The following is a 25,648-nucleotide window of genomic DNA, read 5'->3' on the forward strand; positions in this document are numbered from 1 at the left end:
AGCCGGCTCAAGGCAAAACGCCTTCTTCTGAGGGCAACAAGCCGAAGGCGCAGCGTGGGGGTTAGATTTTGTGACTTGGTTGTATATCTGCGTGGCGGCGTTCATGGTTGGGGGGCTCATCGTTGCCTCCGAGCGCTGGCATGGTGCGTTTACCGGTGATAGCGACCTGAGCAAGCCGCAGGCCTCGCACACGCGTGCGACGCCCCGGGTGGGCGGCTTGGCCGTGTTGGCGGGCTCATTGGCGGGCCTGCTGGTGCTGGGGCCCAGCAACATGACGCTGACTTGGCTCTGGCCGGCGCTGTTTGTCGCGGCGCTGCCTGTATTTGTGGCGGGCCTGCTCGAAGACATTACAAAAGATATCGGCGCCAGCAAACGCCTGCTGGCGGCTTTTCTGTCGGCAGCGATCGCCTGGTGGCTGCTGGGCGGTGTCAGCCGTGTCGGCATGGCACCGGTAGATTGGGTGCTGTCGTTCTGGCCTGTCTCGCTGGTTTTCACGATGTTCGCCGTCGGTGGCTGTACTCATGCCCTGAATATTGTGGACGGCATGAACGGCTTGGCGGGTATGGTCGCCACGCTGATGGCCGTGTCCATTGCGCTGGTCGCGATGCAGGTCGGCGATATGCCCATCTTTATGATTGCGGCTTCGTTGGCGTCGGCGACGTTGGGCTTTTTGGTGTGGAATTTTCCGTTTGGCCGGGTGTTCCTGGGCGACGGTGGGGCGTATTTCCTGGGCTTCATGTTGGCGGAACTGGCCGTGCTGCTGGTGGTGCGCAATCCGTCCGTGTCGCCTTTTTATGCCTTGGCCGTGCTGTTTTATCCGGTATTCGAAACAGGGTTTTCGATCTGGCGCCGCCGTTTCAAGCGCGGTGTGCCGGTCGATCAGCCTGACGCGCTGCACTTGCACCAATTGGTGTTTCGCCGGTTGGTCCGGGTGACGTTCAGCCGCGGGCGCCGCCATGCGGTGCCGGCCTTGTGCAATGCTTTGGCTTCCCCATATATGTGGGTGTTGGCCTTGATTGGCCTGGTTCCGGCGACCATCTGGTGGGACAACGCCTGGATCCTGAGCTTGAGTCTGGCCGTGTTTGCGGCAGCCTATATCTGGCTGTACGTGCGGCTGGTGTCGTGGCGTCGTCCGGGGTGGCTGTTGTTGCCACGTACTCACTGAGTGAATGTCCTGACGAGAGGCCCACAACGGGTCAAGGGCCGCTGTTACAATTTTCCCCGTTCCTATTTAAAATGCCGTGATCGTAGCGCGGCAAAGGGAGAGCTATCTTGCGTATCGATGAGGTAAAACTTGCCGTGGTTGGCCTGGGCTATGTCGGGCTGCCGCTGGCCGTGGAGTTCGGCAAGAAGCGTCCGGTCATTGGGTTTGATATCAACACCAAGCGTATTCAGGCCCTGCAGGCAGGGCATGACCACACGCTGGAGGTGGACGATGCCGAGTTGGCCGAGGCCAAGCATCTGACATACACCGCCGATCGTGCCGAGTTGGCCAAGGCCAATGTGTACATCGTGACGGTGCCCACGCCCATTGACGAATACAAACAGCCCGATCTGACGCCGCTGGTCAAGGCCAGCGAGACCATCGGTGCGGTGCTCAAGCGCGGCGATATCGTCATTTACGAGTCCACCGTCTATCCGGGCGCGACCGAAGAAGACTGCGTGCCGGTACTGGAGCGCGTGTCGGGCCTGAAATTCAACGAGGATTTCTACGCCGGCTACAGCCCCGAGCGTATCAACCCGGGCGACAAGGCGCACCGCGTCAGCACGATCAAGAAAGTCACTGCGGGCTCCACGCCCGAGGTCGCTGATCTGGTCGATGCGCTGTACAACGAGATCATCACTGCGGGAACGCACAAGGCGTCCAGCATTCGTGTGGCCGAGGCCGCCAAGGTCATCGAAAACACGCAGCGTGACGTGAACATCGCGCTGATCAACGAGCTGGCCTTGATCTTCAACAAGATGGGCATCGACACCGAAGCCGTACTGCAGGCCGCAGGCACCAAATGGAATTTCCTGCCGTTCCGTCCAGGCCTGGTGGGCGGACACTGCATCGGTGTGGATCCGTACTATCTGACGCACAAGGCGCAATCCATCGGCTATCACCCCGAAATCATTCTGGCGGGCCGCCGCTTGAACGATTCCATGGGCGGCTACGTGGTGTCGCAGTTGGTCAAAGCCATGACCAAAGAGCGTATCCACGTCCAAGGCGCGCGCGTGCTGGTGATGGGCCTGACCTTCAAGGAAAACTGCCCCGATCTGCGCAATACCCGCGTGGTCGACATCGTGCACGAGCTGGGTGAATACAACGTCGATGTCGACGTTTACGATCCCTGGGTCGATGCGGAAGAAGCCGTGCACGAATACGGCATCACGCCCGTTGCCAAACCGGAGCCGGGCAAATACGACGCCATCATCCTGGCGGTGTCGCATGAACAATTCGTCAAAATGGGCGCTGCCGAGATTCGTAAACTGGGCAAGGCCAAGCATGTGTTGTACGACTTGAAGTACGTGCTGGCCACCAACGAATCCGACCTGCGTCTGTAAAGAGGGTGGTATGAGCGAACGTTACGAAAACATCCAGCGCGAGTTGCGTGCCACGCCACGTAAATGGCTGGTCACGGGCTGCGCCGGATTCATCGGGTCTAACCTGCTGGAAGCGCTGCTCAAGCTCGACCAGACGGTTGTGGGGTTGGATAACTTCGCGACTGGCCATCAGCGCAATCTGGACGAGGTGCGTGACTCGGTAGAGCCCGCTCAATGGGCGCGCTTTACCTTTATCGAAGGCGATATCCGCGATCTCGAAACCTGCCAGAAGGCCACGCAAGGCGTGGACTATGTGCTGCACCAGGCAGCGCTGGGGTCGGTGCCCCGTTCGTTGAACGATCCGATCACGACGAATGCGGTCAACATCAGCGGTTCGCTGAACATGCTGGTGGCCGCGCGCGATGCCAAGGTCAAGACCTTTGTGTATGCCGCATCCAGTTCCACCTATGGCGATCATCCTGCCCTGCCCAAGGTCGAAGACCAGATCGGCAAGCCGCTGTCGCCCTACGCAGTCACCAAGTACGTCAACGAGCTGTATGCGGATGTGTTTGCGCGCTCGTACGGTTTCCGTAGCGTGGGCCTGCGTTATTTCAACGTGTTCGGCAAGCGCCAGGATCCCGATGGCGCCTATGCGGCGGTCATCCCGAAATGGACGGCGGCCATGATCGGCGGCGAGGATGTCAATATCAACGGTGATGGCGAAACCAGCCGTGATTTCTGCTTTGTGGACAACGCTGTGCAGGCCAATTTGCTGGCCGCGTTGGCACCCGAAGAAGGCATCAACCAGGTTTACAACGTGGCCTATAGCGGCCGCACGACGTTGACCCAGTTGTACGGCTTTCTGGCCAAAACCTTGGCCACGCAGGGCGTGCAATACGACAAGAAACCGGTATACGTGGATTTCCGCGCAGGCGATGTACGGCATTCGCAGGCCGATATCGGCAAGGCAAGCAAACTGCTGGGTTATCAGCCCGCGTTCGATATTCTGCGTGGCCTGGAAACCGCGATGCCCTGGTACGTCAAATTCCTGGGTTGATCATTCGAAAGGCCGTGGGCGCGCTCTGCCGAGCCGCCCGCGCGCCAGGCGGTCGCTTTTACCGCGACGAATCATAGGCGAGTGGGAGAATTCTTGAAAGCGCTCATTCGCAGAGTCAACGCGATCCATCCGGATCATCAACGCATCTTCAAGGCTGCGTTTCGGGTGGCGGTCTTCTTGATCCTGGGCAAGGCCGCCGGCGCCGTCAAGGAAATGGCGGTCGCGTACCGTTATGGCATCAGCGATGCGGTAGATGCCTATCAGTTCACGATGACCATGACCAACTGGTTGCCGGTCACGATCGTGGGCGTCCTGGGGGTGGTATTGATCCCTGTGCTCGTGCGCCTGCGGCGCACGGGGGGCAAGGAACGCGACCTGTTCATCAGTGAGCTCCAGGGCTGGATGCTGATGCTGGGGCTGTTGTTGGCCGTGGCGACTGCACTGGCCTGGCCTTGGGTGTTGCAATGGCTGGGCAGTGGCCTGTCTGTACAGGTCGCCAGCATGAGCACGGATTTGCTGCTGGCGTTTGCACCGGTGACGGTATTTCTGTTGATGGCGGGTATCAGCGGGGCGCGTTTGCGCTCACACGAGCGGCACGTCAATACCTTGCTGGACAGCGTGCCGGCCGTTGCCACGTTGGCTTGGGTCATGCTGGCCGCCGCCTCACCGCACGATGTGGGGCCGTTGCTGTGGGGCACGCTGGTTGGATATGCGATTCAGGCGGTGTGGCTGGCTTGGCTGGCTGCGCGCGCCGATAATGGCTTTTGGGGGGCTCCCCGTCTGACGATGCAGTCATCGCATTGGCCCGAGCTGGTGAGTGCGGCGGGCATCATGCTGGTGGGTCAGGTAGCGATGAGTTTCGTCGGTCCGCTGGATCAGTACACAGCTGCAAATCTGGGCGACAACGCCAACGCGACGCTGGGATATGCGGCTCGCTTGTTATCGTTGTTGATCGGTATTGGTGCCGTGTCCGTCGGGCGTGCGGCGCTGCCGGTGTTGGCAGACATACAGAGCCGTGGCGATGCGGCGCGGGCGCGTACGATGGCCTTGAAATGGTCAGTCTTGATGCTCGGGGCGGGTGCTGTTGCGGTCGCGATTGCCTGGGTGTTGGCGCCCTGGGGGGTGTCGGTGTTGTATCAGCGCGGCGCTTTTACCGCTGAAAACACGCAGGCTGTGGCCGAGGTGTTTCGTTGGGGGCTGCTACAGCTGCCGTTTTATTTCGGGGTGTTGATTCTGGTGCAACTGTTGGCGAGCCAGAATCGATATCGTGTCATGGCGCTGATTGCCGTCGCCAATTTTCTGCTCAAGGCTGTGTTGAATACGGTGCTTGCTCCGCGCATGGGGGCATCGGGCATCATGCTGGCGACGGCGTTGATGTATGCCTTGTCGTTTGCGTGTTATCTCGTGGTGGCGTTACAGCGTCATGAGCCGCCGGCCGCTAAGGAGACCGTTTGATGGATTCGCCCGCGATGCGTGAGCCGCGTGTCCTGATCTTCATTCATTCGCTGCATGGCGGTGGTGCGGAGCGTGTCGCCGCGGATTTGAGTGCGCATTGGGCTCAGGCCGGCTGGCAGGTCATGCTGGTTACGCAGGCGGATGCCAGCGAGGATGCCTACACGCTGCATCCGCACGTGCAGCGCAAAGTCCTGCACACGGTGGGTGAGGGTGGTGGTTTACGCGGGATATGGGCGAATGTGCGGCGCGTGCATGCTTTGCGCCGGGTACTGCGAAAGTTTCAGCCCGATATCGTGCTGGGCATGATGACGACGGCCTCGGTGTTGGCGGTGATGGCCGCGCGTGGCATGCCGTGCCAGGTGATTGCGACAGAACATACGCATCCGCCATCACAGACTTTGTCGGGGCTGTGGCAACGCCTGCGCCGGTGGACATATCCGCACGCCGCAAAGGTAGTGGCATTGACGCGTGGTACGGCGGATTGGTTGGACCAGCATGTGCCGGGGAGCAAGCTGGCGGTGATTCCGAATCCGGTGCATTGGCCGTTGTCGCGCGCCGAGCCGGTCGTCATGCCGCCTGTGGCCGATGGCCGCCGCCGTCTGCTGGCGGTGGGACGATTGCATCCGGACAAGGGGTTCGACCTGCTGGTACAAGCCTATGCGCAGATTGCTAGCCGGCATCCCGAGTGGGATCTGATCATCTTGGGCGAGGGTGGCGAACGTCAACGCTTGCAGGCACAGATCGATGCGGCAGGCCTGCACGGGCGTGTCAGCATGCCGGGGCGGGTCGGCAATGTGGGCGACTGGTATGCGAGTGCGGACATCTATGTGTTGAGCTCTCGTTTCGAGGGATTGTCCAATACGTTGCTGGAGTCTTTGGCCAGCGGATTGGCCGCCGTTTGCTTTGATTGCGATACGGGGCCGCGCGAGGTTGTCCGTGACGGTACGGATGGTGTGCTGGTTCGGCCCAATGGCGATGTCGCGGCCATGGCGGCGGCGCTGTCGGCGTTGATGGATGATGACGAGACCCGCCAGGCCTTGGCGCAGCGGGCTATCGAGGCGCGTGAACGATTTTCGGCTCAGCGGGTGCTGGGCTTGTGGCAACAACTTTTCGACGATGTGCGAGGGCAGGGCTGATCGCCCCGTCCGCCAGTCGTCTGGACGAGCACGGAAGAAACCATCATGTGTGGAATAGTCGGAATCTGGGGAACCTTGCAGGACAAGGCGCAGGTGCTGGCCGAGAGCTGCCGGCGTATTCGGCATCGTGGTCCCGACAGCAATGGCTTTTGGGAAGACCCCGCAGCCGATGTGGCGCTGGCACATGTCCGCCTGGCCATTCTGGATCTGACCGAGGCCGGGCATCAGCCTATGGTGTCGGCCTGCGGCCGGTATGTACTGGTGCTCAACGGCGAGATCTACAACCATATGGAGTTGCGTGCTCGCCTGGAGCAGGCCGGGCAGGCGCCTCAGTGGCGTGGTCACTCCGATACGGAAACCATACTGGCCGGCTTCGCCGCATTGGGTGTCGAGGCAACCTTGCAGGCGGCTGTGGGCATGTATGCGATTGCCTTGTGGGATCGGGAGCGCCGTACTTTGACGCTGGCGCGAGACCGCATGGGTGAAAAACCTCTGTATTACGGCTACACGGGCGCCAATCTGGTGTTCGCCTCCGAGCTGAAGGGGCTGATGCCGATTCCGGGGTTTGGCCGCGAACTGAGCCGCGCTGCGATGACTTCGCTGATGCGTCACAACTACATTCCGTCGCCTCAATCCATCTACGAAGGCATCTACAAGCTGCCGCCGGGAACGTGGTTGGAGATTTCCGAGGCAGACATGCGCGCGCGGCGTGTGCCGGCGCACCATGCCTATTGGTCTGCGTTGCAGATGGCGGATCAGGGTGTGCAGACACGCAGTAGTTTTGCTTCGGATGCGCAGGCCACCGATGAACTCGAGGCCGTTCTGTCCAAAGCCGTTGGCGGGCAGATGTTGTCTGATGTGAGCCTGGGCGCATTCCTGTCGGGCGGCATTGATTCGTCGACGATAGTCGCACTGATGCAGGCGCAAAGCTCGCAGCCTGTGCGCACGTTTGCGATCGGTTTTCACGAAAAAAAATATAACGAGGCCGAACACGCCAAGGCAGTGGCGCAGCATTTGGGCACCGACCATACCGAGCTCTACGTCACGGCCGACGATGCCTTGGCTGTCGTGCCGACGTTGGCCGATATGTATGACGAGCCGTTTGCAGATTCCTCGCAGATTCCGACCGCGCTGGTGACGCGCATGGCGCGCCAGCATGTGACCGTGGCGCTGTCTGGTGACGGGGGCGACGAGTTGTTTGGCGGGTATTCGCGGTATTTTCGCGTGCGGGACTGGTGGCACAAGTGCGGACGTTTTCCTGGGCCTGTGCGCCATGCGATGGGTGCCATCATGGGTGCGTCCACGGCGTTGCCCGGACGTGGCGCCTGGCGCGGTAAAGTCGGCAAATTCGGTGAGATGCTGCGCGCCGACACGCATGGTGATTTTTATCGGTCGTTCGTGTCGTATTGGTCGGACCCGGCGCAGGTCGTCAAGCAGGGTGTTGAACCCCCATCGTTGTTCGAACAGCCTATGGATGGCTCCGTGTTCGACGTGATGATGAAGCTCGACACGGTGACCTATATGCCGGACGATATTCTGGTCAAGGTCGATCGCGCCGCCATGGCAGTCAGCCTGGAAACGCGGGTACCCTTGTTGGACCATCGCGTTTATGAGTTTGCCTGGCGCTTGCCCTTTGAATACAAGGTGCGCGGCGACACCGGCAAGTGGTTGTTGCGCCAAGTGCTGTATCGCCACGTGCCGCAGTCGTTGGTGGATCGCCCCAAACGCGGATTTGCCGTGCCGCTGGCGAGCTGGCTGCGCGGGCCGTTGCGCGATTGGGCCGAATCGTTGCTGGACCCGGCGCGCCTGCGCCAAGAGGGCTGGTTTGAGCCCGAGCCTATCCTGCACAAATGGCGTGAGCATGTCTCGGGTCATCGCGACTGGAGCAGTCGCTTGTGGGGCGTGTTGATGATGCAAGCCTGGTTAGATCGCTATCACGCCGGCGTCGCCGGCGAAAAGGATTCCTTACGATGAAAATATTGCTGCTGGTCAGTTCCATGCATGCAGGCGGAGCCGAACGGGTGGCCGCCACGTTAGTAAACGCCTGGACCGATCGCGGTGATACCGTGACACTGGTGCCTACTTATTCCTCCAAGGGCACGTGTTTTTATCCTGTTTCCGATGCCGTGAATCTGATCTGGCTGGCCGACCGGGTCGGCACGCGCAGCGGCGGCCCGTTGGCCGCGTGGAGGCGATTGCGCGCATTGCGGGAATTGATTCGCGAGCAGGATCCCGATGTGGTGGTGTCCTTTCTGACCAACGTCAATGTGGCCGCGATCTTGGCGACAAAGGTGCTGGGTAAATTGGATATCCCGCTGATTGTCTGCGAACGGACCAACCCCGTTGCCGAGCTGTCGACCGGCCGCGTATGGCGTATTGCGCGCCGCTGGCTCTACCCCCGTGCGGACATGGTGACGGTACAGGCCGATGATACGGTCGGTCCGTTTGCGCGTCAGGTGCCCGGCATCAAGCAATTGAAGGTCATCCCCAATCCTTTGCCGCCCGAGTTGTTGAATGCCCCTGTGGTAGATACGCAGGCCGTTACGCCGCGTAAACAGCTGTTGGCAATGGGACGGCTGGCGCCGGCCAAACGATTCGATTTACTGATTGACGTTTTTGCGGACCTGGCCGGCGAGTTTCCCGATTGGGACCTCAGCATCTGGGGCGAAGGCGCGGATCGCGACGATCTGCAGGCACGTATCGACGCAGCTGGTCTGGACAATCGCGTGCAACTGCGTGGGCGTACCGACGCCCCTTGGGATGCTTTGTCTCAAGGGCACGCGTTTGTGCTGAGCTCGGCTGTAGAGGGCTTTCCGAATGTATTGCTGGAGTCGATGGCATTGGGCCTGCCCTGCGTGACGTTCGATTGTCCGAGCGGCCCGCGCGAGATGACGCGCGATGGCCAAGACGCCGTGCTGGTGCCCGCGGGTGACCGGGACAAGCTGCGAGAGGGGCTGCGCCGGGTATTTTCCGACCCGGCCCTGCGCCAAGAGCTCGGCAAACGCGCCGCCGAGTCGGTGCGTAATCGCTACGCCTTGCCGGCGGTGCTGGCGCAATGGGATGCCTTGTTTGACAGCGTAAGAGGCAAATCATGAATAACCCTGCGACCCTGCGCGTCACGCATGTGATTACCGGTTTGGGGCAAGGCGGCGCCGAAGCTGTCCTGTTTCGCTTGGCGACTTATCCCGATCAACAGGTGCATCACACGGTGGTATCGTTGACGGATGAGGGCGTGTATGGAGAGCGCCTGCGTGCGGCTGGTGTCACGGTGCATACGCTGGGCATGGCGCGTGGCCGTGTGAGCCTGGGTGGGTTGTTGACGTTGCGCCGGTTATTGGCCGAGCAAAAGCCCGATGCGGTGCAGACATGGATGTATCACGCGGACTTGATCGGTGGGCTGGCTGCGCGGTTGGCCGGTGTGCGCGCTGTGGCGTGGGGGATTCGTAATTCCGGGGCTCATCTGCAACGCAGCAGCCGTTCGGCGCGATTGGTGTTGAAGCTCTGCGCGTTGTTGTCAGGCCGCGTGCCTGCGGCCATTGTTTGCGCGGCGCGCGACGCTGCTGTACGGCATGAACAGTATGGTTATCGCGCCGATCGCCTCGTGGTGATCGCCAATGGCTATGATTTATCGCGGTATCAGCCCGATGCCGAAGCACGCCAGCGAGTGCGTGGGCAATGGCAATTGGCCGACGAAGTTCCTGTGATTGGCTGCGTAGCGCGCTGGGATCCACTGAAGGATCATGCGAATCTGCTGGGTGCTTTGGCCGTGTTATTGCGCCAGAATGGTGGTCAAGGTCTGGGCGCTGATCCGGGGCACAGTAATACGCAGCAGGACGCAGGGTCTAGTGCTGATGCGACGGCTGGCTCGACCGCATGGGCTCAATTGCGTTGCGCGTTGGTGGGACGCGGCATGTCGCCAGACAATGCCGAGCTGGGCGCTTTGATAGATCGTTTGGGACTGCGTGATCGTGTTCTGTTGTTGGGTCCTAGTGATGAGGTCCCTGCCGTCATGAATGCGTTGGACATTCACGTACTGTCCAGTTGTGCAGAAGGCTTTCCCAACGTGGTCGCCGAGGCCATGGCCTGCGGCACGCCTTGCGTCGTCACGGACGTGGGTGACGCGGCTCACATCGTCGGGCAGACGGCCGCTGTCGTGCCCCCCGAGAACGCCGAGGCCCTGGCCCAGGGGATCGCCAGCACATTGCAAGACATCGCTGCACGCGGCCGTCAGGCTGTGGGCGAGCCGGGGCGCGCACGCGTGCTGGCGGAATTCGACTTGGCCCACATGGTCGCGGCATACGACGCCGTGTGGCGCCGCATCGCGCAGGAGGCCAGATGACCGCACCTCGTTTGCTGTTCGTGGTGAATAATCCCGCGTTCTTTCTCTCGCATCGTTTGCCATTGGCACTGGCCGCGCAGCGTGCCGGCTACGACGTTCACGTCGCCACCATGGCAGGCGACAGCGTGTCGCGCATCGAGGGCTATGGGCTGACACATCATGCGATCCCGATGACGCGCAGCGGAAAGAACCCGGTGCAAGAGCTACGCACGGTATGGGCCTTGTATCAGTTATTCCGCCGGTTGCAGCCGGACGTGGTGCATCTGGTGACGATCAAACCTGTGCTGTACGGCGGCATCGCCGCACGGCTGGCCGGTGTGTCCGCGATGGTGTCGGCCATTTCGGGATTGGGTTTTGTATTTGTCGCCAAGGGCGCCAAGGCGACGTTAGTACGTCAGGTCGTTGCCATGTTGTATCGCCTGGCGCTGGGCCATCGCAACAGCCGTATCGTTTTTCAGAATGGAAACGATCGGGACGTGCTGCAGGGTCTGGGCGCTGTGCGCGATGAACAGGTGGTCATGATTCGCGGGTCCGGTGTGAACCTGGCTGACTATGCTGCCGTTGCTGAACCGCCGCCGCCAGTGGTTGCTCTGATGGTGGCCCGTCTGCTGCGAGACAAGGGGTTGCAGGAGTTTGTCGAGGCCGCTCGCATCCTGCGTCGTGAAGGGATCAACGTGCGTATGCGGTTGGCCGGCGGCATTGACCCCGGTAACCCCGCCTCGGTCACCCAAGCTGATGTCGACGGATGGCAACAGGAGGGCATTGTCGAGGCCCTGGGCGAACGCAGCGATATCGCTGCGCTGTATGCGGCTTCGCATATTGCGGTATTGCCCTCATATCGAGAGGGCCTGCCGAAGTCGCTGATCGAGGCTGCGGCTTGCGGCCGTGCGGTCGTCACCACCGATGTGCCGGGTTGTCGTGACGCCATCGAGCCTGATACGACAGGGCTGCTCGTGCCCTCGCATGATGCGCCGGCGTTGGCTGCAGCGATTGGCCGTTTGGCCAGTGATGACGCGCTACGCCAACAAATGGGCCAGGCAGGGCGTGTACTGGCCGAGCGAGAATTCGATATCGACGATGTGTGTCGTCAACATCTGGATATCTATCAGACGCTGCTCGATCAGCGTGTTCGTTAGTTAACCGAGCGGCATCCAATTAGAGATATTTGCGAGGGTGGAGTGCCTTCGCAAAGAATGACGGGCCGCCTTGAGTCAACAAGGTGGCCCGTTCAATCAGAACGGCAATTTCGCATCAGGAGCGAGTTGCTGCAATTGCTTGCGGAAATCCTCCTGGATGCGGGTCAGTGCCTCGTCCGTGTCAGCCTCGAATCGCAGCACGACGACCGGCGTGGTGTTCGAGGCACGTGCCAGACCGAAGCCATCGGGATATTCTGCACGCACCCCATCGATGGTGACCACGCGCAGGGAACCGTCGAATTTGCCTTGCTCCTGCAGCGTCTTGATCAGGGCAAACGGCTGGCCTTCTTCCATTTCGAGTTTGAGTTCGGGTGTGGAAACGGCCTGAGGCAGGGCCTCCAGCAGTTGCGACGGATTGCTTTCGCGCGAGACGATTTCGAGCAGCCGTGCACCGGTGTACAGGCCGTCGTCGAAACCGAACCAGCGCTCCTTGAAGAAAATATGCCCGCTCATTTCGCCAGCCAGCGGCGCGCCGGTTTCGGCGAGTTTGGCCTTGACCAATGAATGGCCGGTCTGCCACATCAGCGGCTTGCCGCCGGCGGCCTCGACAGCCAGGCCCACGTGGCGGCTGCACTTGACGTCGTAAATGATGGTCTCGCCGGGGCAGCGCTGCAGCACGTCGCGCGCGAACAGGATCAATTGGCGATCGGGCCAAATGATCTGTCCGGATTTGGTGACCACGCCCAGACGGTCGCCGTCACCGTCAAACGCCAGGCCGATTTCGCAATCGGTTGTCGCCAGGCAGTGAATCAGGTCTTCCAGGTTGTGCGGGTCGGCTGGATCGGGATGGTGATTGGGGAACGTGCCGTCGACCTCGCAGAACAGCTCGGTGACTTCGCAGCCCAGTGCACGAAAGAGCTGCGGCGCCACGGCGCCGGCGACGCCGTTGCCGCAGTCGATGGCGATCTTGAGCGGGCGCGCCAATTTGACGTCGCCGACGATGCGCTGGATGTATTCGTCGATCAGATTCAGCTCACGGCGGGTGCCGCGCTGGCCTGCCGGCGCAGTTTGCCCCGACGTTGCCGCGGTATTCATGGCATCGCGCAGCGCCAGGACGCCTGGTCCGTAGAGCGCCTTGCCGCCCATCATCATCTTGAACCCGTTGTATTGCGGCGGGTTATGGCTGCCGGTGATGGCAACTCCAGAGCCGGTTTTCTGGGTATAGGCTGCGTAATACACCAGCGGAGTCGGGACTTCGCCGATATCGATCGTGTCGACACCGCCATCCAGAATGCCGTCTTGCAGGGCCTGCGACAGTTCGGTGCTGCTGAGACGGCCGTCGCGGCCGATCACCAGCGCGGAAATGCCTTGGGTACGTGCCTGGTCGGCCAGCGCGCGGCCCAGTGCAACAGCAAAGGCCGGATTCAAGGCATCGGGTACCGTACCCCGGATGTCGTATGCCTTGAAGACGGAATCGGGGTAATGAGTAGCGGTGTTCAAGCAGACTCCTGGGAATGATGAATAATCAAATAGGGCTGATCATATTCAAGCAGAGAGGCGTTACGTGTGCGTGAATGTGAATTATGTGTGCAGGAATGTGAATTATCCTCGATTCGCGGGGCTTGCGGGGCGGCTGCCGGCCGGCGGGCCGCCATATCTGCCGGTCAGCCCCTACAATAACCCTCCTGTCTTCCATGTCGTCCTGCGTGGCCGGGCGCTTTGATTGCGGTTTTCGCTATGAGCTTATTAAACGCATTGCAATCCCTACTGGGCTCGGCCCACGTGCTGACCGGCGACGATGCTGCGGCGCACCTGCAGGACTGGCGTCGTCGCTATCGCGGCACTGCGCTGGCGGTGATCCGTCCCGATTCCACTGAACAAGTCGCGCAAGCAGTGCGTCTGTGTGTCCAGCATGGCACGCCCGTGGTGCCGCAGGGCGGTAACACCGGCCTGTGCGGCGGCGCAACCCCCGACGACTCGGGCCAGGCGGTAGTGCTGTCGACAGGCAGGCTGAACCGCGTTCGTGCCATCGACACCGCCAACGATACGATTACGGTCGAGGCCGGCTGCATTTTGCAAGCCGTGCAACAGGCGGCTGCCGAGGCCGGCCGCCTGTTCCCCCTGAGCCTGGCGGCCGAAGGCAGTTGCACGATAGGCGGAAATCTCGCCACCAACGCGGGCGGTACTCAGGTGTTGCGCTACGGCAATGCCCGCGAATTGGCGCTCGGGCTGGAGGTCGTGACCGCCGAAGGCGAGATATGGAATGGCCTGCGGGGGCTGCGCAAAGATAACACTGGTTACGATTTACGTGACCTGTACATCGGCAGCGAGGGCACGCTGGGCATTATCACGGCCGCCACCCTGAAGCTGTATCCGCAACCCGTGGCCTCTTGTACGGCGTTGCTGGCCTTGGACTCCATCGACGCCGCAGTCGAGTTGCTGTCGCGAGCGCGTTCCGGGTTCGGGGCGTCGCTGACGGGGTTCGAGTTGATGGCGGGCGATTGCCTGCAGACGGTTGTGCAGCTATTCCCCCAGCAGCGTCTGCCCTTTGAGGGCGATTCGGCTAAATCCCCTTGGTTTGCCCTGCTGGAGCTGTCTGACAGCGAGAGCGAGGCGCATGCTCGCGAGCGTTTCGAGGCAGTATTGGGCGAGGCGATCGAGGCGGGGCTGGTCACCGATGCGGCCATTGCCGCCAGCGTGGCGCAGAGCCGCGCGCTATGGCATTTGCGCGAGAGCATTCCCTTGGCCGAGGCCGAGCAGGGCAAAGGCGTCAAGCACGATGTATCGATTCCGATTTCATCGATTGCCGGGTTTGTGCACAAGACCAATGGGTTGCTGCAGGAACGCTTTCCCAATGTACGCAATGTGGTGTTCGGCCACCTGGGCGATGGCAACCTGCACTACAACGTGGCGCGTGCGCCCGGGCAGACAGAGGCCGATCTATTGGCGTTGCAGCAAGACATTTACGACATCGTGCATCGGAGCGTGATCGAGCATGCGGGCTCGATCAGTGCCGAGCACGGGATCGGGCAGCTCAAGCGTGATGAGTTGCCTCATTACAAGGCGGCTCTGGAACTGGGTTTGATGAAACGTATCAAGCAGGCGCTGGATCCCCGGGGCTTGATGAATCCGGGCAAAGTCTTGCAGGCTTGAACTGAGCCCGCGGCGGCACTGCCGCCGCGGTGTGTCTCACGCTCACTTGAACAGCAGGTCGGGTAACCACGACGAGAATGTCGGCACATAGGTCACGAGTGCCAACGCCGCAATCAGCGCGCCATAAAACGGCCAGATGGTGCGCATGACGGTGCCTACCGATACCTTTCCTATGGCGCATCCCACAAACTGCACCGTACCTACCGGGGGCGTGTTCAGTCCCAGCGCGCAATTCAACAAGATGACCACGCCGAATTGCACGGGGCTCATGCCGTACTGCATGCAGATCGGCAGAAAGATCGGCGTGCAGATCAGGATCGTCGCCGCCATATCCAGAAAGGTGCCCAGCAGAAACAGCGCGATGTTGACCATCAGGAAAATGGCCCAGGGCTCTGTGGAGATCGAGCCCATCAGTTCACCGGTCTTTTCTGCGACGCCGTAGAACCCGATCAAATAGCCAAAGGTGGCTGAAATACCAATCAGCAACAGGACGATGCCCGTGGTCTTGACGGCTTTGGCAGCTGCACGGATGAATTGATCCCAGCTCAGCGACCGGTACACCAGTGCGGTCAGCGCCAGTGAATACAGGACGGCGACGGCGGCAGATTCTGTCGCCGTGAATACGCCACTGAGAATGCCGGTAATGATCAGCACGATCACGAACAATCCCGGTGCCGCCGACACGAGCGATCGCACCACCATGGCCCATCCGGGAAAGGTGCCTGCAGGATAGCCGCGTTGGCGGGCCACGAGATAGGCTGCCGCCAGGTTGCACAGCGTCAGGATGACCGCCGGTACGACGCAGGCGGCAATCAATGCGGCGATGGAGACCTTGCCGCCGGTAGCCAGGGTATAGATGATGATGTTGTGGCTGGTAGGCATCAGCGCGCCGACCAATGCCGCATGCGTGGTGACGTTCACCGCGTAATCGGCGTGATAGCCCTCGCGTTTCATCATCGGGATCATGACGGAGCCCATGGCCGAGACGTCGGCAACTGGTGACCCCGATACGCCGCCGAACAGCGTGCAAGCCAGGACGTTGGACATTCCCAGCCCGCCACGCACGTGACCGACCACGGATTTGGCAAACGTGACAATACGGTCGGCAATGCCGCCGTACAACATCAATTCTCCGGTGAAGATAAAAAACGGAATGGCCAGGAACGAAAAGGCGTTCATGCCCGAGGTCATCTGCTGAAAAGCCACCGCGATGGGCAGGTCCTCATAGACGATGGCCGATATCGAGGCCAGACCGATGGCAAAGGCTACCGGCACCCCGATGACCAGAAAGCCGATGAACGTCAATGAAAGTAGAGTCAATGCCATGCGGGTACCACCTTTTGATTGCGCAGCAGCGCAATGATGTGTTCGATCGAAAACAACACGATCAATGCACCGGATAACGTGGCGGGCGCGTATTTCCAGCCTTCGGACAAACCCAGGTTGGGGATCTTGTAGCTGTGCACCGACTCGGCCAGCTGGCCGCAGTACCACGCCATGAGCGCACCGAACAGCAGCACCAGCAAATGGATGACGATTTGCAGGCGTCGCTGGCCGGCTTCGGGCAGCAGATTGACCAGGGACTCAAAACCGATATGGCCTGCATCGCGCACGGCCACTGCCGCGCCGAGCATCGTGACGTACAGCACCAGCAGCAGCGACAGGCTCTCGGCCCAGGTCGGTGTGTTGTTCAGCACGTGACGGCCGAAGATTTGATACGAGACAGCGGCGACCAGGCATATCACTCCGATCACACTTAGCACCATGCATAGCCGGGCAATGGCTGCGCACAGACGTGCGTAGCCATTTAATACCCGTGACATTGTGCTGCCGCTGCTTTCCGTGGATGAAAGCGTTTGGGCAGACATGGCTCTTCCTTATTTAACTGCCTGGATGCGAGCCACCAGATCTTTCATCTCTGGCGTCGTGACAAAGCGTTCATAGACGGGCTTCATGGCCGCCTGGAACGAGGCCTTATCGGGTTCGATGATTTCCGAACCGGCTTTGACGACGATGGCGCGCGACGTGTTCTCGCGTTCGCTCCATAGCTTGCGCATGTAGGGCACCGATTCGCGCGCGGCATCGCGAATGATCTTGCGGTCTTCATCTGACAGCTTGTCCCATTGACGTTTGGAAAACAGCAGGATTTCCGGTGTCATAGTGTGTTCGGTCAGAGAGTAATACTTGGCCACCTCATAATGGTGTGCGCTTTCGTAGCTGGGATAGTTGTTTTCTGCGGCATCCACGAGGCCGGTCTTTAATGCCGTGTAGACCTCGCCCATGGACATGGGGGTGGCATTGCCGCCCAGTGCCTCGACCATGGCGACTGACAGATCCGATTGCTGGACGCGGATCTTCATGCCTTTTATGTCGTCTTTGGTCTTGACGGGTTTGTTGCGCGTGTACATCGAGCGTGCGCCGCTGTCATACCAGGCTAGCCCGACAAAGCCTGCGTTTTCGCAGGATTTCAGGATTTGTTCGCCGATGTCGCTATCGAGCACTTTGTGCAGGTGTTCTTTGGACCGGAATAAAAAGGGCAGCGACGGCACGCGTGTCGTTTCGCAGATGTTGTGCATCGCGGCGCTGCTGACGCGCGTCATGGCGAGCGCGCCCATTTTGACTTGTTCGATGGAGTCTTCTTCGCGGCCCAGTGTGCCGCCGGCATAGACCTTGACGTCGATGCGTCCGTTGGTCCGTTGTTTGATCAACTCGCCCATGTGGCGTACGGCTTGTACGGTGGGGTAGTCGTCAGGGTGGATGTCCGCCGAGCGCAGCGTTTCGGCATGAAGGGATGCACCTGCGGACAGGCACGCAGCAGTCAACGCGGCCACGGTGGCGCGTTTCAGGGTAAAGCACAACATTGTCTACCTCCGGCTTAGGAGTGGGGCGTAATCAGGTTTCTTGTGGAAAAAACGCTGCGGGCACTACGTTGGTGCCAAGTGGGCCATGGGTGTTGGCCCGTTATGAGTCAGTCACTCGGGGGCTAGCCGATAAAAGCGGGTTCCTCCAGGCCGCGGGTGCCAGGTGTGAGGGCGAACAGCGCGCCATCCAGCGCGTCTGGAGCGACGTGAGGGGGACGTATGCTGGTGATGAATAGTGTGTCCAGGCCGGCGCCGCCAAAAGCGCACATGGCCGGTTTGGCGATGGGCAGTGTCAGGCTGCGATCCAGTTTGCCTGCCGGGGTGTAGCGGTACAGCATGCCGGCATCGTTGCCGCATATCCAGTAGCCGCCGTCTTGATCCACGGCTGCGCCATCGGGGCGGCCGGCTGGCAGGCGGTCGATGAAGACGCGGCCATGATGCGGCACGCCGTTGTCGATGTCGTAATCAAAGGCCCATACGGTTTGGCGATCCGGGTGCGAATCGGACACATACATGGTGCGGCCGTCGGGACTGAAGGCCATGCCATTAGGCACGATGAATGTCATGGGCAAGGGGATGCTGAGCTCACCGCCCGCGTAGCGATATAACCGGCCAGCGTCGTGGCCCAGTGCCATGTTCTGGACCATCGTGCCTGCCCAGAAACGGCCCTGGCGGTCGCAGCGGCCGTCGTTAAAGCGCATGTCGGGTGCCGCGTGCGTGACCAGGGCCAGCGATGTCGCAGGCAGCGGTGTTGTTTCAGAAACGCTATTGCCGGTGCTGGGTGACGCGGTGACTGCTGGCAAGGCATAGAGGCCGCTTTCCATGGCAGCCAGCCAGCCCGTGCCGTGCATCGCAATGCAGCCCGCCATTTCAGGGAGCAGCCAGTGATGTGCCAATCCTTGGGCGGGATCGTAGCGCCACAGGCGGCGTGCCGGGATGTCTGTCCAATACAGGGCCTGGTCACTGGCACGCCAGACGGGGCTTTCGCCCACGGTGCATAGCATGCTGCCCAGCCGTTCTGCTTGGGGCTGGGTGTTCATGGGTGGTCTCTGAGGTGAATGCCCACCGCCCGGCTAGTCAGCGAGCGATGGTAGTGTCGGGTGTTCGTGGGTGATTCAGTAACGAGAGTCATTCAAGCATTCCGGCGGTGTAGCAGAAGCAAGGGACAGACTGAGTGATACGTGAACGCCGACAGATATCCTGGGTGAAACAGATACGTTGTCGTACAACTTCGGGCAGTATAATGAGGCCAGAATTTTCACGTCAAGCGCAGTATTACTCGGGATATCCCTTGATGACGAACAACGCAGACTGGCCGGTTTCTGTGCCGCGTCGGCCGCGCAATCTGGCGCAAGGCTTGGTTGAGGACGTGTCCGAACGTATTCGGGGTGGGCAAATCCGGCCAGGTGAAAAATTACCGACCGAGTCCGAATTGATGCGGCAATTCGGTGTCAGCCGTACTGTGGTGCGCGAGGCTTTGTCGCGTTTGCAGGCGGCGGGGTTGGTCGAGACGCATCACGGTATTGGGACTTATGCGCTGGAACCCAGCGGCGGAGCGGATTTTCGGGTGGATCCCGCGGATCTGGCGACGGTGCGTGATGTGCTGGTGTTGCTGGAATTGCGTATCTGTCTGGAGAGCGAGGCGGCTGGGTTGGCGGCGATGCGCCGTACGGATGCGCAGTTGGCGGATATGCGGGTGGCGCTCGATGAGTTCCGCCATAGCCTGGGGAATGCGGGCGATACGATTACGCCCGATTTCAGGTTTCATTTACTGATCGCACAAGCGACGGACAATCGTTATTTTGCTGATCTGATGTCGCATTTGGGGTCGGCGGCTATTCCTCGGGCGCGGATTAATTCTGCGCGTATTGCGGATGAGGACCGGGAGCAGTATCTGGCTCGGGTTAATCGGGAGCATGAGGATATTTATGACGCGATTTCGCGTCAGGAACCGGATGCGGCTCGGGCGGCTATGCGGACGCATTTGAGTAATAGCCGGGAGAGGTTGAGGAGGGGGCAGACGCGGTAGGGGTGTCTGTCTGTGCGCATGTGTGCGTTGCGTATGCAGTGCGTGTGCTGTTTATTCCGTTTTGGTTGCGAGGGCGGATGTTCTTATGGACGTCGAGCCGAGGCAATCGGGCCGGGAGGCCTTCGCAAAGCCAGTCCGGCGCGCGGGCGCCGGACACCGCGTTCGCTCGCTTCGTCCGGCCCGTTCGGGCCTACCTTCAGCATCCGCTCCGCTTGGCTTTGAGGCGGCCTCCCGGCCCGATTGCCTCGGCTCGACTGGCGGCAATTAGAGCTCCCTGCATCGCTGGCACGTTTTGTTTGCTTGGCGTTTTTGCGCGCCGGTGGTGGCAAAGAGGATGATCTTGCGGGGCTGTTTTCGTTGAGCGCCCTGCGCGCCCAACGAAAACGATCATGCACAGAGCGTGTGGAGGTATCTCGAATCGGCGGCCCGTTTGCCCCGCATGGCGGTCAGATCTGATGTGCGGGAGTATTCGCGATCGTCTTGCGTGTCGATGAAAGCCATCGGTTCACGATGTGCACTGACATGCGCAATCGCGTCTCTGTAAGCCCGCCCGATGAAAGCATCGGGCGGTGATTGCTGAATGGCGGGTCGTCTGCGATACAGACGATTACCGGGCAGGCAGGACGGTGCCGGCGGATTCGCCGAAGGCGATGCGCGGATAGCCGGGTTTGCGGCATTCGGCGCGGATGATGATTTGGTCGCCGTCTTGCAGGAAGGTGCGCTGTTCGCCCCACGGAAGGGTGATGGGGGTTTTGCCGCCTTGGGTGAGTTCCAGGATGGAGCCGACTTGGTCGGGTTCAGGGCCGGACAGGGTGCCGGTGCCGAGCAGGTCGCCAGGTTGCAGGTTGCAGCCGTTGACGGTGTGGTGCGTGATCAACTGAGCGATGTTCCAGTAAGCGTCGCGGAAGTTGCTGGCCGACAGGTGGGCAGGCGCATGTTGGGCGGTGCGGGAGGCCTGTGTGGTCATGAGTACTTCCATTTGCACGTCGTAGGCGCCCTGGGCTCGGTTGGTGTCCGAGGCCAAGTACGGCAGGGGTTGCGGCTCGCCGGCTGCGCGCGTGAAGGCGGTGCGGAAGGGCTCCAAGGCCTCGAGGGTGACGATCCACGGCGAGATCGTCGAGGCAAAGTTTTTGGACAGGAATGGGCCCAGCGGTTGGTATTCCCAGGCCTGGATGTCACGTGCGGACCAGTCGTTTAGGATGCAGAGGCCGAAGACGTGTTCGTCTGCTTGGTCCAGCGGGATGCGGTGGCCTTGTTCGTTGCCTGTGCCTACGAATACGCCGAGTTCCAGTTCGTAGTCCAGGCGTTGGCAAGGACCGAATTGAGGCATTTCGCCTTCGGCGGCTGGGCGGGTCTGGCCGACGGGCCGCGGGAACTGTTGGTTGACGCCCAGGCTGGAGGCGCGGCCGTGATAGCCGATGGGCACCCATTTGTAGTTGGGCAGCAGGGGATTGTCGGGGCGGAATTGTTTGCCGATGTTGGTGGCGTGATGCACCGAGATATAAAAGTCGGTGTAGTCGCCGATGCGCGCGGGTGTGGTGTATTCGGCGTCACTTTGGGCGAACAGCAAGGGCTCGATCTGCGACTGCAAGGTCGAACCGGTGCGCAGCGCGCGCGATAGCGACAGGCGCAGTGCACTCCAGTGGGTACGGCCCAGCGCCATCAGGGCGTTCAGGCTGTCTGCCGTGCAGGCGTTCAGCGCTGCGGCGGCCTGGCCGTCGAACAGGTTCAGTTTGGCCAACGCGGCCAGATCGACAATTTGGTCGCCAATGGCGACGCCGGGGCGGAAGGCTTCCGAGGAGCCGCGTTTGCGGAATACGGCAAAGGGCAGATTTTGTACCGGAAAGCCTGTCGTGTCGTCGTTCGCGCTGGCGACCCAACTGGTGAGGGCGGCGTCGTGGGTTTCGTTCAGAGTGGTCATGGGCGTCGTATCAATCAGTTAGGGGTGGAAGGCGTGAAGTGTTTTTTCAGGCCCTGCCAGCATTGGTAGTAGTCGCTTTGCAGTTCAGCGCAGGCCAGCGCTTGGCCGGTAGGCCGGATGACGCGGCGTGTTTCGAACATGAAGGCCATCGTATCGCGGATGTAATGCGCTTGTTTGGTGTCGGCGACGCTGGCTTTTTCAAAGGTTTCCGCATCGGGGCCGTGGCCGCTCATGCAGTTGTGCAGGCTCGCCCCACCGGGGGCGAAACCCTCGGCTTTGGCGTCGTAGACGCCGTGAATCAATCCCATGAACTCGCTGGCGACGTTGCGGTGAAACCAGGGCGGACGGAATGTATCTACCATGGCCAGCACGCGCGGCGGGAAAATGGCGAAGTCCATGTTGGCGGTGCCCGGGGTGTCGGACGGTGCAGTCAGGACGGTAAAAATCGAAGGGTCCGGGTGATCGAAACTGATCGAGCCGACGGTGTTGAAATGGCGCAGGTCGTATTTATACGGAGCATGTGTGCCATGCCAGGCGACGACGTCCAGCGGGGAATGGTCAATCTTGGCGCGCCAGAATCCGCCGGTGAACTTGGCGATCAATTCAAAGTCGCCATCGATGTCCTCGTACCAGGCGACAGGCGTCTGGAAATCGCGGGCGTTGGCAAGGCAATTCGATCCCAGCGGCCCGAGCTCCGGCAGGCGCAGCGCTGCGCCGAAGTTCTCCAGCATATAGCCGCGAGCCTCGCCATCAGGGAGCTCCACGCGCAGGCGTACGCCTCGAGGGATGACGGCGATCTCCTGGGGTTCGAGTTCGATGATGCCCAATTCTGTGACCAGGCGCAGCCGCCCTTGTTGCGGCACGATCAGGAGCTCGCCGTCGGCGTTATAGAAAAAACGCCCCTGCATGGAGCGGTTGGCCGTATACAGGTGAATGCCGACACCGCTTTGCTCACCCGGAGAGCCGTTGCCGCCCCAGGTTTGCACGCCTTCGATAAAGTCGGTAGGACTGTTCGGAATGGCCAACGGACTCCAGCGCAGCTGATTGGGGGTGACGGGGTCTGTACCAAAGTCGCTGAGCCAACGTGAGGCTGCGCCGAACGGCTCAAACGGCTGGTGCTGTGCACCGGGCCGGATACGATACAGCCATGAACGGCGGTTTTCGGAACGCGGGGCGGTAAAGGCCGTGCCCGACAATTGCTCGGCATAGAGGCCATAAGGGCAACGCTGAGGGGAGTTGCGGCCGATAGGCAATGCGCCGGGCAAGGCCTCCGTGGCCCAGTCGTTGCCAAAGCCTGATTGGTATTGCAAGGACATGATGTGAGTCTCCTGGCGCACGTATGGGTTGGCCGTGTGTGAATGGCCGGGGGGGCGCCGTGATGCAGGTCTCATTGTCGGAAAAAAGTAGAGCCGTGGCTACGGGAATAAAAAAATATCGACTATAAATTTCATGAATATTGGTACTATCGTCGAATGGTGGTTTGGCTGAGGCCAGCTCAAGGAAAACGATGGCTGAATTGCGCAATATCGATCTGAATCTGCTGGTGGTGTTTCAGCATTTGCTGGAGGAACGCAATATCTCGGCTGTCGCCCGGCGGCTCGATCTGTCTCAGCCGGCGGTCAGCAATGCATTGCGGCGCTTGCGTACGGTGCTGGGCGACGAGTTGTTCGTGCGCACCGCGCACGGCATGCAGCCCACCCCTCAGGCAGAACGATTGGGCGGGCCGGTGGGCGAGGCGCTGGCGCTGTTGTCGCACACGCTGGATGCGACACACGATTTTCGCGCGGCGGACAGTCAGCGGCGTTTTCGCATCGCCATGTCAGACGTGGGCGAGATTCACTTTATGCCCAGGCTGATGGAGCAATGTGCGCATCACGCGCCGGGCGTGCGTATTGATTCGCTGCGGCTGTCGGGCGCGGATTTGCGTAGAGAAATGGACGCGGGCCGCGTTGATCTGGCGATAGGCGCATTCGAAGACCTGGGCAGCGGTTTTATGCAGCGCATGTTGTTTCGCCAGGGTTACGCGACGCTCTTTCGGCGCGGCCATCCCACCGCACACGAGGGGATGAGTTTGAAAGCGTTTCGCGCCGAACGGCATTTGGTCGTGTCGCACGCAGCGCCGTATGGTCAGGTGAATCAGTCGTTGGAAAAGGCCGGGGTAGCGCTGGATGCCCATTTCAGCGTGCCGCATTTTTCGGCCGTGCCCTATATCGTGAGCACGACCGACTTGCTCGCGACGGTGCCTAAAAAACTGGCCGACACGGTGGCCACACATTTCCAACTAGGGCTCCTGACGCCGCCGTTGCGTGTACCGGCATTGCAGACCAATCTCTATTGGCATCGGCGCTTTCATCGAGATGGCGGCAATCAATGGCTGCGCGCGATGACGATCAATACGTTCGCCGACGCGTCCTGAGCCTGCGGGCGCACTCAGGCTTTAGCGACAGCTTCCACTTCCACCTTGAATCCATGATGCAGCGGGCCGGTGGGCACGATGGCGCGCGCTGGCCGCGCCGCTCCCGCCCATTCGGCGTACACCGCATTGAAGGCCGGCCAGTGTTCGACACTGTCGATATATACCCGCACCTGCACCAGGCGGTCGATGCCGCTGCCGGCCGCTTCCAGTGCGGCGGCGACATTGGCCAGGACCTGGCGTGCCTGATCCTCGAACGAGGCGTCAGCCAGTTTCACGCCGTCGTGCCGGATCGGCAACTGGCCGGAAACATAGACCATGCCGTTGGCGACGCAGGCATGGCTGTAGTGGCCGCCGGGCGTGGCCAGCGTGCTGGGCGAGACATATCGGATCTCGGCGTCTGGGCCGGGCATGGTACGCGATTGTCCCGCCGTGGTGGTGGTGGCATCAGTGATCGTGGACATGGTGTTCACCAACCGTGCGCGCGGTCCCAGGCCTGCAGGCCGCCATCAGGCGACAAGGCATGGTATTGCGGGAATTGTGCACCGGTGGCGCAGGCGTGGTTGGGCAGGATGCGCAGGCGCGTGCCGATCGGAAACTGCGCTGCGATATCCGCGCCTGCCGATGTGGCGGCCGCCACAATGCCGTGTTCTTGATTGGCGCCGATGACCGTATACCCAGGCAACGGCTCGCCGTCGAGCGTGCACACCTGGCCGTAGCCGAAGTCGTGCTTTTGCTTGCGCGTGCCTTGGTCGCGGCTCATCGCCATCCAGCCGGCATCAACGATGACCCAGCCTTTTTCGGTCTGATGTCCGATTACCGTGGTCAACACGCTGAGTGCCAGTTCGTCAGTGCGGCATACGCCGATGTTGTGCATCACCAGGTCGAAAAAGACATAGACGCCAGCGCGCACTTCGGTCACGCCTTGGAGTTGTACGGCCGACAGTGCAGTCGGCGTTGAGCCCACGCTGACGACTGGGCAGGGCAAGCCGGCGGCGCGCAGGCGTTCGGCCGCGCGTACACAGCCGGCGCGCTCCTGCTCGGCCATGGCCTCCAGTGCCGATGCAGTATCCAGATCGTAGCTGGAGCCGGCGTGAGTCATGACGCCGCCCAACTGCATGCCACCTTCGTGCAACGCCGTGCCCACTTCCAGCAGCGCGGCGTCTTCCGGTTTGATGCCGGAGCGATGGCCATCCGTGTCGATTTCGATCCAGACCTCGAAGCGTTCACCGTGCGTGCGTCCAAACGCGGCGATGGCCTGTGCCGAGGCGGCATTGTCGGTGATGATCTTCAAGTCGCAGCCGCGCCGGCGCAGTGCCAGGGCGGCCGGCAGGCGGTGTTCGGCCATGCCCACAGCGTACAGAATGTCGGTGACGCCGGCCTCGAAAAACAGCTCGGCTTCTTTGAGTGTGGACACGGTCACGCCGCGTGCGCCCGCGGCCAGTTGAGCCTGAGCGACAGGTATGCATTTGCTGGTCTTGACGTGCGGCCGCAGGGTCACGCCCAGCGTGTCCATGCGTTGCTGCATACGGGTAATGTTGGCCTGCATGCGCGCCACGTCGATGATGGCGGCAGGCGTATCCAGAGGGGCGAGGGGATGAGTGGAATGGGGCATGAGTTAG

General features: G+C 61.2%; 21 protein-coding genes. 12 read left to right on the top strand and 9 right to left on the bottom strand.

Annotated elements, in window-relative coordinates:
- Positions 1-70 precede the first annotated feature (70 nt).
- The 9 genes from ACYVI2_RS19985 (at position 71) to ACYVI2_RS20025 (ending at position 11,649) form a co-directional block, all read left to right on the top strand.
- Positions 71-1,165, top strand: coding sequence for an MraY family glycosyltransferase (locus ACYVI2_RS19985; RefSeq protein ID WP_415818248.1), 1,095 nt, complete (start codon positions 71-73; stop codon positions 1,163-1,165).
- Positions 1,166-1,272: 107 nt separating this feature from the next.
- Entirely contained in the window at positions 1,273-2,547 is a 1,275-nt protein-coding gene (gene tviB / locus ACYVI2_RS19990; RefSeq protein WP_415818246.1) for a Vi polysaccharide biosynthesis UDP-N-acetylglucosamine C-6 dehydrogenase TviB, read from the top strand.
- A gap of 10 nt (positions 2,548-2,557) precedes the next feature.
- Entirely contained in the window at positions 2,558-3,583 is a 1,026-nt protein-coding gene (locus tag ACYVI2_RS19995; RefSeq protein WP_415818244.1) for an SDR family oxidoreductase, read from the top strand.
- A 93-nt stretch (positions 3,584-3,676) separates the two neighbouring features.
- Positions 3,677-5,038: a murein biosynthesis integral membrane protein MurJ gene (murJ, locus tag ACYVI2_RS20000; protein WP_415818242.1), complete on the top strand. Its 1,362-nt coding sequence runs from the start codon at positions 3,677-3,679 to the stop codon at positions 5,036-5,038.
- On the top strand, positions 5,038-6,174 hold the full coding sequence (locus ACYVI2_RS20005) for a glycosyltransferase family 4 protein (RefSeq protein ID WP_415818240.1): 1,137 nt from the start codon (positions 5,038-5,040) through the stop codon (positions 6,172-6,174). The genes murJ and ACYVI2_RS20005 overlap by 1 nt, the downstream gene beginning before the upstream one ends.
- A 45-nt stretch (positions 6,175-6,219) precedes the next feature.
- Positions 6,220-8,148, top strand: a complete 1,929-nt coding sequence (gene asnB, locus ACYVI2_RS20010) for an asparagine synthase (glutamine-hydrolyzing) (protein ID WP_415818238.1) — start codon at positions 6,220-6,222, stop codon at positions 8,146-8,148.
- A complete protein-coding gene (locus ACYVI2_RS20015) occupies positions 8,145-9,269 on the top strand; it encodes a glycosyltransferase family 4 protein (RefSeq protein ID WP_415818236.1) in 1,125 nt (374 codons plus the stop codon). The genes asnB and ACYVI2_RS20015 overlap by 4 nt, the downstream gene beginning before the upstream one ends.
- Positions 9,266-10,513, top strand: a complete 1,248-nt coding sequence (locus ACYVI2_RS20020) for a glycosyltransferase family 4 protein (protein ID WP_415818234.1) — start codon at positions 9,266-9,268, stop codon at positions 10,511-10,513. Before ACYVI2_RS20015 ends, ACYVI2_RS20020 begins: the two co-directional genes overlap by 4 nt.
- The gene (locus ACYVI2_RS20025) at positions 10,510-11,649 is read left to right on the top strand and encodes a glycosyltransferase family 4 protein (protein ID WP_415818232.1); all 1,140 of its coding nucleotides are present in this window, start codon (positions 10,510-10,512) and stop codon (positions 11,647-11,649) included. Before ACYVI2_RS20020 ends, ACYVI2_RS20025 begins: the two co-directional genes overlap by 4 nt.
- Positions 11,650-11,745: 96 nt before the next feature.
- Here the strand turns inward: ACYVI2_RS20025 and ACYVI2_RS20030 are convergent, their stop codons facing one another.
- Complete coding sequence (locus tag ACYVI2_RS20030; RefSeq protein WP_415818230.1) at positions 11,746-13,149, bottom strand: phosphomannomutase/phosphoglucomutase; 1,404 nt, start codon at positions 13,147-13,149, stop codon at positions 11,746-11,748.
- Between the two features lie 237 nt (positions 13,150-13,386).
- Here ACYVI2_RS20030 and ACYVI2_RS20035 point away from each other — a divergent pair, with 237 nt between their 5' ends.
- Positions 13,387-14,802, top strand: a complete 1,416-nt coding sequence (locus tag ACYVI2_RS20035) for an FAD-binding oxidoreductase (RefSeq protein ID WP_415818228.1) — start codon at positions 13,387-13,389, stop codon at positions 14,800-14,802.
- Positions 14,803-14,844: 42 nt separating this feature from the next.
- Here the strand turns inward: ACYVI2_RS20035 and ACYVI2_RS20040 are convergent, their stop codons facing one another.
- From ACYVI2_RS20040 to ACYVI2_RS20055, 4 genes are all read right to left on the bottom strand, one after another.
- Complete coding sequence (locus tag ACYVI2_RS20040) at positions 14,845-16,128, bottom strand: TRAP transporter large permease (protein WP_415818226.1); 1,284 nt, start codon at positions 16,126-16,128, stop codon at positions 14,845-14,847.
- Complete coding sequence (locus ACYVI2_RS20045; RefSeq protein WP_415818592.1) at positions 16,119-16,625, bottom strand: TRAP transporter small permease; 507 nt, start codon at positions 16,623-16,625, stop codon at positions 16,119-16,121. Before ACYVI2_RS20045 ends, ACYVI2_RS20040 begins: the two co-directional genes overlap by 10 nt.
- A 54-nt stretch (positions 16,626-16,679) precedes the next feature.
- Positions 16,680-17,663 carry a TRAP transporter substrate-binding protein gene (locus ACYVI2_RS20050; RefSeq protein WP_415818224.1) on the bottom strand — a complete coding sequence of 328 codons (984 nt, stop codon included), beginning with the start codon at positions 17,661-17,663 and terminating at the stop codon, positions 16,680-16,682.
- Positions 17,664-17,785: 122 nt separating this feature from the next.
- Positions 17,786-18,703, bottom strand: a complete 918-nt coding sequence (locus tag ACYVI2_RS20055) for an SMP-30/gluconolactonase/LRE family protein (RefSeq protein WP_415818222.1) — start codon at positions 18,701-18,703, stop codon at positions 17,786-17,788.
- A 254-nt stretch (positions 18,704-18,957) separates the two neighbouring features.
- Between ACYVI2_RS20055 and ACYVI2_RS20060 the strand changes: the two genes are divergently transcribed.
- A complete protein-coding gene (locus ACYVI2_RS20060; protein ID WP_415818220.1) occupies positions 18,958-19,692 on the top strand; it encodes a FadR/GntR family transcriptional regulator in 735 nt (244 codons plus the stop codon).
- Positions 19,693-20,299: 607 nt separating this feature from the next.
- Here the strand turns inward: ACYVI2_RS20060 and fahA are convergent.
- A complete protein-coding gene (gene fahA / locus ACYVI2_RS20065) occupies positions 20,300-21,613 on the bottom strand; it encodes a fumarylacetoacetase (RefSeq protein WP_415821539.1) in 1,314 nt (437 codons plus the stop codon).
- Positions 21,614-21,627: 14 nt separating this feature from the next.
- Entirely contained in the window at positions 21,628-22,929 is a 1,302-nt protein-coding gene (gene hmgA / locus ACYVI2_RS20070; protein WP_415821538.1) for a homogentisate 1,2-dioxygenase, read from the bottom strand.
- A gap of 191 nt (positions 22,930-23,120) precedes the next feature.
- Between hmgA and ACYVI2_RS20075 the strand changes: the two genes are divergently transcribed.
- On the top strand, positions 23,121-24,029 hold the full coding sequence (locus ACYVI2_RS20075) for a LysR family transcriptional regulator (RefSeq protein WP_415821537.1): 909 nt from the start codon (positions 23,121-23,123) through the stop codon (positions 24,027-24,029).
- Between the two features lie 14 nt (positions 24,030-24,043).
- On the opposite strand, the gene ACYVI2_RS20080 is transcribed toward ACYVI2_RS20075, so the two are convergent.
- On the bottom strand, positions 24,044-24,439 hold the full coding sequence (locus ACYVI2_RS20080) for a RidA family protein (protein WP_415821568.1): 396 nt from the start codon (positions 24,437-24,439) through the stop codon (positions 24,044-24,046).
- A 56-nt stretch (positions 24,440-24,495) separates the two neighbouring features.
- Complete coding sequence (locus ACYVI2_RS20085; protein ID WP_415821536.1) at positions 24,496-25,641, bottom strand: DSD1 family PLP-dependent enzyme; 1,146 nt, start codon at positions 25,639-25,641, stop codon at positions 24,496-24,498.
- Positions 25,642-25,648: the final 7 nt, after the last annotated feature.

The organism is Bordetella tumbae (genome assembly GCF_054780995.1).